This window comes from Rhodococcus sp. Leaf278, from assembly GCF_001426085.1.
In the GTDB taxonomy this organism is placed as follows: Bacteria; Actinomycetota; Actinomycetes; order Mycobacteriales; family Mycobacteriaceae; genus Rhodococcoides.
The window spans coordinates 23,094-34,905 of record NZ_LMRR01000020.1 but is presented as its reverse complement, the minus strand read 5'-3'; the positions used below and the strand labels follow the sequence as shown (position 1 = coordinate 34,905).

The 11,812-nt window shown below is 61.1% G+C and carries 11 protein-coding genes; 10 read left to right on the top strand and 1 reads right to left on the bottom strand.

The genetic code is table 11. From position 1 onward, the window contains the following. Window positions 1–132: 132 nt before the first annotated feature. A complete protein-coding gene (locus ASG84_RS27965) occupies window positions 133–729 on the top strand; it encodes a hypothetical protein (RefSeq protein ID WP_057478202.1) in 597 nt (198 codons plus the stop codon). Here ASG84_RS27965 and ASG84_RS16910 read toward each other — a convergent pair. Next, a complete protein-coding gene (locus tag ASG84_RS16910; protein ID WP_057478201.1) occupies window positions 719–1,693 on the bottom strand; it encodes a LysR family transcriptional regulator in 975 nt (324 codons plus the stop codon). The genes ASG84_RS27965 and ASG84_RS16910 overlap by 11 nt on opposite strands. Window positions 1,694–1,900: 207 nt before the next feature. On the opposite strand from ASG84_RS16910, the gene ASG84_RS16905 reads away from it, so the two are divergent. The 9 genes from ASG84_RS16905 to ASG84_RS16865 all read left to right on the top strand — a co-directional run bounded on the left by ASG84_RS16905 (window position 1,901) and on the right by ASG84_RS16865 (window position 11,698). Next, on the top strand, window positions 1,901–2,305 hold the full coding sequence (locus ASG84_RS16905) for a hypothetical protein (RefSeq protein ID WP_057478200.1): 405 nt from the start codon (window positions 1,901–1,903) through the stop codon (window positions 2,303–2,305). A 52-nt stretch (window positions 2,306–2,357) separates the two neighbouring features. Next, window positions 2,358–3,224 carry an alpha/beta fold hydrolase gene (locus ASG84_RS16900; protein WP_057478199.1) on the top strand — a complete coding sequence of 289 codons (867 nt, stop codon included), beginning with the start codon at window positions 2,358–2,360 and terminating at the stop codon, window positions 3,222–3,224. 89 nt (window positions 3,225–3,313) lie between these two features. Continuing rightward, window positions 3,314–4,762: an aldehyde dehydrogenase family protein gene (locus ASG84_RS16895; protein WP_057478198.1), complete on the top strand. Its 1,449-nt coding sequence runs from the start codon at window positions 3,314–3,316 to the stop codon at window positions 4,760–4,762. A 757-nt stretch (window positions 4,763–5,519) separates the two neighbouring features. Then, window positions 5,520–5,981: a hypothetical protein gene (locus tag ASG84_RS16890; protein WP_057478197.1), complete on the top strand. Its 462-nt coding sequence runs from the start codon at window positions 5,520–5,522 to the stop codon at window positions 5,979–5,981. Continuing rightward, entirely contained in the window at window positions 5,978–6,850 is an 873-nt protein-coding gene (locus ASG84_RS16885; RefSeq protein ID WP_057478196.1) for an N-acyl homoserine lactonase family protein, read from the top strand. Before ASG84_RS16890 ends, ASG84_RS16885 begins: the two co-directional genes overlap by 4 nt. Next, window positions 6,840–8,339 (top strand): sugar ABC transporter ATP-binding protein, encoded by a 1,500-nt coding sequence (locus ASG84_RS16880; RefSeq protein ID WP_235581706.1) that lies wholly within the window; start codon window positions 6,840–6,842, stop codon window positions 8,337–8,339. Before ASG84_RS16885 ends, ASG84_RS16880 begins: the two co-directional genes overlap by 11 nt. Further along, a complete protein-coding gene (locus ASG84_RS16875; RefSeq protein WP_057478194.1) occupies window positions 8,336–9,406 on the top strand; it encodes an ABC transporter permease in 1,071 nt (356 codons plus the stop codon). Before ASG84_RS16880 ends, ASG84_RS16875 begins: the two co-directional genes overlap by 4 nt. Beyond that, window positions 9,403–10,407, top strand: a complete 1,005-nt coding sequence (locus tag ASG84_RS16870) for an ABC transporter permease (protein WP_235581705.1) — start codon at window positions 9,403–9,405, stop codon at window positions 10,405–10,407. Before ASG84_RS16875 ends, ASG84_RS16870 begins: the two co-directional genes overlap by 4 nt. Then, window positions 10,388–11,698, top strand: a complete 1,311-nt coding sequence (locus tag ASG84_RS16865) for a sugar ABC transporter substrate-binding protein (protein ID WP_235581704.1) — start codon at window positions 10,388–10,390, stop codon at window positions 11,696–11,698. The genes ASG84_RS16870 and ASG84_RS16865 overlap by 20 nt, the downstream gene beginning before the upstream one ends. Window positions 11,699–11,812 lie beyond the last annotated feature (114 nt).

Below are 11,812 nucleotides of genomic sequence, written 5' to 3'. Positions count from 1 at the left end.
CGCCGGGCTCGTACTCGGCCCGAGTGGAGCAACCCTCACTGCCGCAGATGTCGAGCAGTGCCTCGAACAAGCCAGACACATCGTGCTGGCGGGACTGGCGTCGATGCCGGCTCGAGCGGAAGGAAACCCTCGATGAGCGCGACTGAACCCCGTTACCCCCTTGCCCGTTACTGGGAGTCGCGTCGCGTGTCCGGGGCGGAGGTGCACCGCATGATCGACGTTCTCGATCCGGTCGACGACGTGGAGATCACCCACCTCAGCATGGAGGTCCTCACCCCGCCGCTGTTCGCGTACCTGGGGTGCGCGTCCGGTTTCGCTCGAACCCTGGGGAACCCGGCGACAGCGGATCGCGCCTGGCGCATCGGAACCGGCGATCAGATCCTGAAATCGGCGCAGCGCGACCTCGACACCCTCACGTTCTTCGGCGAATTCATCAGACGGGGCCACCGCAGTCCGGAAGCGCAGGCGGTGTTCAACCGCATCCAGCGGTCTCTCACGTTGGCCGCTGTTGCGCGCGCGAGACAACCCACATCGGCCTCGTCGCCATCGGCTAGATCACCTTCGACGAGTTGTTCGACCTCGCGCGGCAGTTCAGGCGGTGGATGTGATGAGCCATGGTCGGACTGGGTGACGCCGGCACATTCGGGGCCGAGGAGTCGCGGCAAAGTATGGAAGACACCTCTCTTCCAGTATCGAGCGATGAAGAAGGGGGCTAGCTTCACGAGGTGAGCTTGGCCTCGAAGCGGTCGTATAGCGACGTGACACCGACAGCCGCGGGCGCCCATGAGTTCGGTATGGGCCGCGCGGTGGCAACACTGCGGGCAGCCTCGACGAAGTCGCGGGCGAGCGGCGAATCGACGTCCGATCGCCAACCGATCGACAGCGGGGTCGGAGGTATGCCCGTCACCGGGACGAAGGCCAGTCCGGGTCGGGCGTAGAACCGCTGCGTCGATGCCTGCGAGAACGCGACACCTTTCCTCGACAGGATCGCTTCGAAACATTCGTCGACGGTGGACACCTCGGCCCCCAGCCGAACATCGTGACCGTCGCGTGAACTGGCGGCGAGCCAGAAGTCACGCCAGTCCTCGGTGCTGCGGCGTGCAACGAACGGCTGTCCGGTCAGCTGTTCGACGTCGATCGAGTCATGTTGCGCAAGAGGGGAATCGGAGCTCACGACCAGCACTCGGGGTTCGACGAAGAGGGTCTCCAGCGAGAGCCAATCCTGAACAACGACAGGTGGCCTGACAAACGCCACGTCCACCGTCCCGTCGCCGAGTCCGACGTACGGGTCGGAAAAGTCGAACGATTGCATCTCTACGTCGACATCGGGGTGCAATGCTCGAAATGCCGACAGAATATCTGGGGTCAACTCCGCGGCAGCGTTGGCTTGAAAGCCGATGACGAGATTGCTGCGCGCACTACGGCCGACCTGTCGGGTGAGCGATGCGATGCGTTCGGCGTCGGCGAGGAGCTGACGGCTACCTTCCAGCAGCCTGACCCCCGCCGGGGTCAGAGTGACGTGGCGGCTGTCGCGAATGAACAACGCCGTGCCGAGTGAATGCTCGAGCTTACGAATCTGCACGCTCAGCGATGGCTGTGCGATGTGGAGCTTGGCGGCGGCGCGGCCGAAGTGCAGCTCTTCTGCCACGGCCACAAAGTACGACAGTGGCCGCAGTTCCAGGGATGGATGCACAAACTCGATGCTATTCCCCCAGGTGGACAGAGACCAGTAGTTGTTTCCTATCGATCCGGAGAGCGATTGGTATTGGACGAACCCTTCTCTGGCGCGATGTGATGGGCCTCATGTTCGAGGCGTCGAACGCTCGACATCATAGGACAGCTTCTTGCGACCCGCGCTCCGACAGACTCCACCTATCGATCGACCAGACGAAAGAAGACCATGACTGCGACCATCACACAAACTCCCCGGGAGTGGGCAGACGCGTTCGAGCGGGCCTCCGATCAGGACCCGGAAATCCAGGCACACGGCCGGTACTTCACCTGCTCGTACCTCCTGGACATGGACACCCACACGTTCGTGATCGAGATGTCCGCTGGCAAAGTCCACAACATCGCTGTCGATCCCGACCCCCTCGACCGCCCGTACCAGTTCGCGATCCGCGCCGGCGTCGAGACCTGGCAAGGATTCGGGGTACCGGTGCCTGCGCCGATGTTCCACGGCATCTGGGCGGCCTCGTTTCAACGGGACATGAAACTTGAAGGCGACGTTCTGATCCTGATGCAAAACCTGCGCTGCGTTACTCGTCAGATCGAACTTCTCCGCGCAGTCGGCGTGCCGGTCTAGCCGCTCTGCTCGACCCACACCAATCACTCTCGCGACAACGAAGGAACTCGAAATGAGCAAGATTTCCCCGGTGACGGGACACTACGTCGACGTCGATGTCGACGGTCTGCTGTACAAGGTCTTCTACCTGGAGAACGGTACCGGACAGCCGCTCGTGTGTCAGCACACCGCCGGTTGCCACAACCACCAGTGGCGAGGACTACTCGAAGACGAGGAGATCACCGCCAACTACCGTGTCATCGCCTACGACCTCCCTCGACATGGCAAGTCCGATCCGCCCGAGAACACCGAGTGGTGGACCGAGGAATACAAACTTTCCGCTGACCACTACGCCAACTTTGTCGTTGCGCTGTGCGACGCACTCGAACTGGAGAACCCGATCTTCATGGGCTCCTCGTTCGGCGGAAACATCGCCCTCCAGCTCGCGCTGCGCAACCCGGACCGCTTCGCGGGCGTCATCCCCGTCGAAGGTGCCGACTACTCGCCTGGCTTCTACCTCGACTGGTGGCAGCACCCTCATGCGAACGCAGCCCAGGTGTGCGCCAGCGGAACGTGGGACCTGATGGCACCGCAGTCACCAGAGGCAGATCGGTGGAAGACGTGGTTCTACTACACCCAGGGTTCCGAAGCGTTCAAGGGTGATCTGCACTTCTACTCCGTCGATCACGATCTGCGCGACAAGCTCGATCAGATCGACGGTGACCGGTGCCCGGTGGTCATGATGACTGGAGACTACGACTACTTGACCACCCCGGCGGACAGTGCCCGCACCGCCGCGCAGATCAAGAACGCGCAGTTCATCGAGATGAAAGACATCGGGCACTTCCCGATGAGCGAAAACCACGCCGTCTTCCGCACGTATCTGATCCAGGCCCTGGAAATTCTGCAGAAGAACGCAGTAGCCGCAGCGTCTGTCTGATTCTGCTGCGCACGACATCTCGCTCGCCGGCTGCCGCACAACGGGGGCCGGCGAGCGGTCGTTTGCGCCCATTTGTAAGGACAAGTCCGATGACCGTTCCACACTTTCCGTTCTTGGTTGCCGGCAGAGCAGCGACCACCGAAGCTCGTATCGAGGTCCGCAACCCGTTCGATGGACGCACCGTCGGGACGGTGTCCGAAGCGGGTCCAGAACACATCGAGGCCGCAATCGCCGCGGCGGCCGCAACGGCCGCCGAGTTCGCCGGTACACCCGCCCACGTCCGATCCGATGTGCTCACCCACATCTCGGCGCGACTCGACGAGCGCGGGGAAGAAATCGCCCGTCTCATCTCAGGCGAGTCCGGCAAGCCCATCAAATGGGCACGAGTCGAGGTCACGCGCGCTGCATCGACGTTCCGGTGGGCGGCCGAGGAAGCCAGGCGCTGGAGCGGCCACATGCAACGACTCGATACCGATCCCGGCTCCGAGGGGCGTGTGGCTCTGATCCACCGTGTTCCACGCGGGCCCATCCTCGGGATTGCGCCGTTCAATTTCCCACTGAACCTGGTGGCCCACAAAGTTGCGCCGGCACTCGCGGTCGGTGCACCGATCATTGTCAAACCGGCACCGGCGACACCGCTGTCGTCCCTGGTGCTCGGCGAGATCATGGCCGAAACGTCCCTGCCGTCTGGGTCATGGTCGGTGCTGACCGTGTCCAACGAGAAGGCATCGACAATGGTCCAGGATCTTCGGTTGCCCGTGGTCTCGTTCACCGGTTCGGTCCCGGTGGGGTGGTCCATCCGCGAGCTGGTGCCGCGTAAACACGTCACCCTCGAACTAGGAGGAAACGCTGCCGTCGTCGTGTGCGAAGACTGGTGTGATGAACGCAAACAGGACTTCGCCGCAGAACGTATAGCGCGGTTCTCGATGTACCAGGCCGGTCAGTCATGCATTGCGGTGCAGCGGGTGTTCATCCACGTCAGACACTACGAGACCATGAAGCAGCGCATTCTGGCGCATGTCGGCGCGTTGTCCATCGGTGCACCCGATGAGGACGACACCGACGTCGGGCCGCTGATCGACGAACGCGCGGCCGTGCGGGTCGGGCAATGGATCGACGAGGCAGTGGCGGGTGGTGCGACAGTCCTCACCGGCGGAGGTCGAGATGGAGCCGTCTTGGAGCCCACGGTGATCGAGAACGCCCCGGGAGGTGCCCGGGTCCTCGACGACGAAGTATTCGGCCCCGTCGTGGTGCTGTGCAGGGTCTCGTCGGACGAGGAAGCGTTCGAGCGAGTCAATCGATCCCGTTTCGGTTTGCAGGCAGGCATTTTCACCGCAGACCTGCACACCGCGTTCCACGCTTCGCGCGTTCTCGACGTCGGCGGAGTCATTGTCGGTGATGTTCCGAGTTACCGCGCCGACCAAATGCCCTACGGCGGAGTGAAAGACTCCGGAACAGGTAAAGAAGGCGTGCATTCGGCGATGGAAGACCTGACCGAAGAAAAAGTCCTCGTCCTGACCGGCATCGATGTCCCGTAGAAAGCGAAAACGCAGCAGGAGCGCGTGACGGCCACGCCATGAAGAGGCCGACATCGGCGATAGTCCATCCCAGCTCCGGACGGAGTAGCTGAACCCGAGCATCTCCGCCGCACGTGGCCGCCGTACCCGGGTAACGAGGATCCGTAGCGATGCTTTGCGTGCACCGCGGAGGTTGAATCCGAGGGCCGGCCACTGGACACCGATAGGAGCATCCTGAAGTGGGGGCAATGCCACCGACGGAAACGATGTGGCTTTCGGTGTTCGATTCGGTCTCGGGTCTCACCGCCCTGTCGAGCAGCCGGTCGGTGCAGCCCCGTATTCGTCGATCTCAGTGACACAGTCAGGCTGGAGGCCTCGACGGCCGCACCTGTCGGTCTGCGACGAATCGGACATCGACGAATCGGACATCGAGGATCGATCCGGTGTAGCGAGGTGGCGAAAAGAGGAGAGCAACGGGTCAGCTGTATGGCCCCGGAAAAAGTAGCTCTTGGCAACAGTAGTGAATACGTATACAGTCGGTCGAACGTGATGCGTACCACTCAGGCACCGTGTGCGTGATGGGACCATCCGGGCCACGAATGCGAAAGCTCGAACTTCGAAGCCAGACATCACTGAACCGCGATCCGGACTCGAACGAACGTTGCAATCGTGTGGAACCAATTGAGTCGGTCGCAAGGGCGGCGGCTCGTCCCATGTCGTCCGCAGCAGTATCCGAGGAGCAATTTCAGTGACGAGCACGTTAAAACCATCGGCCGGTGTGGGCAACGCCTCGAGGGCCCTCGACACCAGCGTCGAGCGAGAACGGTTGCTCGCTCTGGCCAGTGACATTCTCCAGGGCCAGAGCGCAGTGTTTCTGCTGATCCAGGCTGCCCGCGCGCCAGACCTCGATCGTCTCGAATTCGCACTTCGCCGAGTTCGTGACTGGATCGAGGAATTCGGTTCCGCGGCGGCCGATTTCCGGCGGTCGGATCCGCATTCGGAAATTGCCTCCACGGTCCTGTTCACGCGGATGAACAAAGCTCAGATTGTTCTCCAGCGTTTCGGGCCCTTTCTTGGAGGACCGTTCACCGGTGTCAGCGCCTGCCAGGTCTCCGGCGCCATCGCTGCGTCCCAGCGACAGCTCAACCGTGCACGACAGAACTCCGAAACGTTCGAATCAATCATCGGTTCATGCTGCGCGGCCGACGTGTCAGACATTGCAAGAGGGAGAGATCAGTGACTGTGGACGATTATTCGATCTGGGTATTGGAATACTCGCATGCACCCGAGTATCCGGTGTCGGGCGTGCTGTACGGCGAACACAACGAGGGAACTATCAACCTGCCGTACGGGTATGTCGTGCTCAAGAATTCCGAACGCACGATCATGATCGACGTCGGATACAACTACAGCAAGTACGGCAAGGTGATGGCCGATCGTTTCGGAGTCGTCGATTGGCAGAGTCCGCGTACCGTCTTGGCGGAAATCGGCGTCGATCCCGACGACATCAAGGATGTGATCGTCACCCACGCCCACTTCGACCATTTCGGCAACGTCGACGATTTTCCCAACGCCGTATTCCACATCCAAGAAGAAGAATTCAGCAAATGGCTGTGGACGCTTACGCTCCCCAGCCAGTTCGCCTGGCTCAAGCGTGCACTCAACCCGGACGATGTGGTCCGCGCCGCTTCACTGGCGGGGGATGGGAGACTGAAACTACTCGACGGCGACGTGCAGGACATTTTGCCTGGCATCGACGTCTGGACCGCCTTCGACTCCCACACGTTCGGATCGCAATTCGTGTCCGTCAAGAATGCGGCGGGCGCTGATATCTGGGTCCTGGCAGGAGATCTCCGGTACGTATTCGAGAACATTACCGGAATCGACAACAGTGGCGAATACGTTCCGATCGGTCTTGCCTCGGGAAGTCAGCTGAACCTGCTGCTCGCCACGGAGGCAATGATGTCGTTGGTCGACCATGACCACAAAAAGGTCATCCCGATCCACGAAGATCGCCTCCCGCAGGTGTACCCGTCGCGGTTGAGCAAGCATGGACTCAATATCACCGAGATCACCCTCGCCGCTGGAGAGGTATCTCGTGTCCGTTGAAAGTCGATATGCCCTCGAAGTGGAGGGCATCAGCAAACGCTTCGGAGCGACTCGAGCTCTGAGTAACGTCAGTCTCGCAATCGGACATGGTGAGATACACGGACTGTTGGGCGAAAACGGTGCAGGCAAATCGACTTTGATGAAAGTGCTTGCAGGCGTCGTGGTCCCGGACGCGGGGAACCTGTCCATCGACGGTTCCTCAATACCTCTCGGGCACCCGTCTGCGGTTCGAGCAGCAGGACTCGCAATGGCATACCAGGAGCTCAGCGCACCTCCGAATATCACGGTTGCCGAAAAGCTGTTCCTGCCGAAGCTGCCGACCCGCCTGGGCTTCGTCTCCCGTCGTAAGCTTTACGCCGCCGCGGGTGGGGTTCTTGCCGAATGGGGCCTCGAGTCGATCGACCCGTCGCGCGAGATCAGCGGACTCGATTTGGCCGACAAGCAACACGTCGAACTCGTCGCGGCTATGGCCGCCCGACCGAAAGTGCTCATCCTCGACGAACCTACGGCATCGCTTCCCGACTCCGAATGGCTTTTCGGCCATCTCGAACGCCTTGCCGCGGGGGGTACGTCCGTTATCTACATCTCCCACAAGCTGCCCGAGATCGGCCACCTGTGCACGCACGGTACCGTGCTGCGCAACGGCTGTGTCGTCGAGCATTTCGAGCCCAGGGAAGCGAGCGAGGCAACACTTGTCGAACTGATGATCGGTCGGTCGATCGATCATGTGTTTCCGCCGAAAAGCAACGCTTCGAACACCACGGAGACCCGAGTAACCATCGACTCCCTCGCCACCCGCGACGTCTCCGCCTCGGTGACGATGCATATCGACGCAGGCGAAGTGGTGGGTATCGCCGCACTCGAAGGTCAAGGCCAGCGCGAGCTGTTCTACTGCCTTGCGGGCCTCAGACGAGCTCTCGCGGGATCGGTAACGATCCAACGCTCGGAGTCGGGCGACCCGGTGTCTCCGGGCTTCTCGCTCGTACCAGAAGACCGGAAGACCGAAGGTTTGTTCCTGTCCATGTCGACCCGCTTCAATCTTACGATCTCCGAACTCGCCACTTACTCTCGGTTCGGTTACGTCTCCCGATCCAAGGAGGCAGCTCTGGCATCTGCAGCGTCGGGTGAGGTCAACCTGCCGGTGTCGACTCTCGACCGGACGATCGGCGAACTGTCCGGAGGAAACCAACAGAAGGCTCTGTTCGGACGGGCCATACTCGCAAATCCGCAGTGCCTGTTGCTGTTCGATCCCACCCGCGGTGTGGACGCCGCCACCAAAGTCGAGATCTATCACATGATTCGACGATACGTGGACGACGGTGGCACGGTATTGATCTACTCCACCGAGATTCCTGAACTGGTCGGACTCTGCGATCGGGTCTACACCATGTACGACGGCGTCCTGACAGAAGAATTCCTCGGACCACAGATTACCGAGCCCGGCCTCATGGCCGGCGCTCTCGGATTCAGTCAGGACATCGCATCATGACCACTGCGACCTCTGCCCGTCGTCTCGGCCGCGGAGCTACCGGCGTCATTGCCTCGGCAGCGGTGTTCTTCGTCCTGTACGGCCTTCTGGTATCGATGTCACCCGTGGCTGGTTCGCCGGCTATCGTGTCCAGCTTCCTTACCCTCGCAACGCCGTTGGCGATTGCTGCTGCGGGCACGACCCTCGTGCTCATAGTGGGGGGGTTCGATCTATCGGTGGCAGGAACGATCAGTTTGACCAACGTCATCTCGGCAACCGCGATGGCCGCCAACCCCGACAATGCGTGGTTGATCGCGGCAGGCGTGCTGTTACTCGGTACTGCGATCGGCGCAGTGAACGGCGTTGTGATCGCCGCTTTCGGCCTTCCGCCGCTCGGAGTCACACTGGCGACCAACATCGTTCTTGCCGGCATCGCGCTGACGATCTTGCCCGCCCCGGGTGGAGCGGTTCCCCTCGATTTCTCGTCTGCGTTGACCGGCAGTGTCGGATTGCTGCCTGTCGCTTTGATATTACTTCTCGCCGTCGCAGGTCTCTGGCTCGTGTTCTGTAGAACGCGTACCGGTCTGGCCACTTTCGCAGTCGGCGGGGACGTGACATCGTCGAAACTGTCCGGAATCAACGTCTTTCGAGTACAGGTCACGGCGTACTCGTTGGCCGGCCTCCTCTACGGAACCGCGGGCTTGTACTTCTCGGCCCTGACCGGGACGGGGTCGCCTTCATCGGGAACGTCGTTCTTGCTCACTGCGTTCGCTGCAGCCGCGCTCGGTCTGGTCAGCTTCTCCGGCGGAAGGGGCAGCGTCATCGCGGCAATGTTCGGTGCCTGCATCCTGACGGTCATTCCGAAACTGCTCTTCGCAGCCGGTGTCGCAGACTTCTGGGTCGGTGCACTGCAGGGTCTCGTTGTCCTTGTGGCACTTTGTATTCCCTGGTTGATGCGATCAGTGGCCGGGCTCACCAATCGGAATTCGGCCGCGGCATATCCAGTCAGGTCGCACCCCCCTCGTTCCGAGACGGCGCAGAGCGAGCCGCTCGTCGTCGCCGCTTTCAAGAAGGACACACTGTCATGAGTGATCATCGTTCTCCGACAGCTCAGGCCACGAGAGCCACAACCGCCCGATCGCTGACCCGCCGAATCGGGGCCAGGCCGACCCAACCGGTCATCGTCTGGCTGCTTGTTCTCGCTCTTATCCCGCTCTCGCGAGTATTCAGTCCAAATTTCCCTTCGTCGGCCCTGCTGACCAGCACATTGATTCTATCCACCTTCCTGGCCTTGACCGCGTTCGGCCAGGGCTTGGTTATCCTCAGCGGAGGTATCGACCTGTCGGTACCAGCCACCATTGCTGTCGCAGCGTTCACTACCGGGTACTTGTCCGACCACGGGCTACCGGAACTGTTGGCGATTCTTCTCGCGATTCTCATTGCGTCGACCATCGGTCTGGTCAACGGAATCATCGTGGCTCGGTCTACTTTCCCTCCGTTCATCGTGACCCTGGCGACGTCGACCGTTGCCGCAGCGCTCCTCCTGGGGTTCAGTGCAGGCGCGCCGGGACAGAAGGCTCCGTCGAACCTGCTCGGCGTGTTCGCCAGTGGAAACGATGTACTCGGCATCCCCGCAGCCGTCTTCCTGTTTCTCATCGCGGCAGGACTGGGTTGGTACGTACAGAACCGGACGAGGCTCGGGCGTCGAACCTACGCCGTTGGCAACAGTCCGGTCGCCTCCCGGATCGCTGGAATAAACGTGCCACTCAACATATTTCAGGTCTACTGGGTGGCGTCACTCTTCTACGCAGTGGCTGGTGTCCTGCTGATGGGATACGGTTCCGGTTCAGATCTGAACATCGGTTCGCCGTGGCTTCTTCCCAGCATCGCCGCCGTTGTGATCGGGGGCTCCTCGATCGCAGGCGGGTCGGGTCGGTACAGCGGGACGATCGGAGCCGCGGTGTTGCTGACCATGCTCAGCATCGGAATCAGCGCGTTGGGGCTGTCCGAGGGCCTCAAACAGGTCCTGTACGGCGCAGTCATCCTGGTTGCACTCCTCCTGAGCAGATTTGCTCGCGCTCGTGTCTGAACCCATATCGTCCTCGCCGCCGGTCGGCGTTCGTCCACACTCTGGAGAGATCATGATTCGCCGCATTTCAGCCGGCCTGATTGCCGCCACCCTCAGCTTGGGAATGGTGAGTTTGTTGGCATCGTGCTCGTCGCTGACAAGCAGCTCGGGTAAGGACAAGATTTTTCTCGATCTCAGCTACAGCGGAAACAACTGGCAGGACGAAGGAGCGAACCTGGCAATGTCGATAGCTACCTCCCCGGAGGTGACCGCCGAATACGATGTCCGCAAGGTTATTTCGGGTGCCGATGTGCTGAAACAGATCTCGGACATCCAGTCGATGATTGCAGTCGGTGCAAAGCTCGTAGTCCTCTATCCGATCTCACCGACTGCGCTGGGGCCAGTTATTCAGCAAGGGTGTGATGCCGGCGTCGTCTTCGTCGCTTACGACGGTACTGTGGAAGCGCCCTGCGCATGGAACCTGTCGTATATCACCGGTGCGAAGGTAGACAATCCGCAGGAGGCATTCTTCGGCGCCCAGACGGCGCAAGCTTTGGTGGACATCATGGGTGGCCAGGGCAAAATCATGATGAATCGTGGTGTGGCGGGAACATCGACGGACACCGTTCATTACGACACCGCCAAATCGGTTTTCGACCAGTACCCCGGAATCGACATCGTCAGCGAGTACTACGGGAACTGGGATTCATCGGTGAGCCAGCAAGAGACCTCGAAGGCGCTCGCCGCTCACCCTGACGTAGAGGGAATCTGGTCCCAGGCCGGTGAAGACGGTGTCGTGAAAGCGCTCGAAGCAGTGAACAAGCGAATTCCCGTCACCGGCGAGAACAGCAACTATCTACGCGAGAAGCTGTCGGAAGGTTGGCCGGGAGTCTCGTCGGGATCTCCACCTGCGCAAGGTGCGGTTGCAGTGAAGATCGGACTCGAGATCCTGAAGAACGGACGCGACTCGATTCCGAAGAATATCGAGATGCCGCTTCCGTGGGTGACAACCGAGACCGCCAAGGTATGCCCCGGATCGGAATTCGTCGATGGCTGCAATTTCTTTGCTGATGCCGACGATTCATTCGTCACCGAGATTTTTCAGCAGGATCTGCTCCCCGAGAGTTCCTACACAGCAGCGACAACGGTCGATCCTGTACCGGCGTTGAGCGCGCTGCCGCCGCTCGGTAAGTTCACCCAACCCGAATCGCGCCGTTCGTACACAAGATCCGCGTGTGATGACGGTTGGGTCGCGGGAGAAGTCGACGGCGGCCAGACGCCGCCTGGGCTGCCTGGGTGCGTCTCGCAGTAGGTGGGACTGTGGCAGTAGACGCAAGCGCGGATGACGTCTCGATCGACGTTGTCCGAGCGCCTGCGTGCCAGGGGTCGCTGGGCGGCTGACTGCCATCTGCGAACCGCGGGTCCA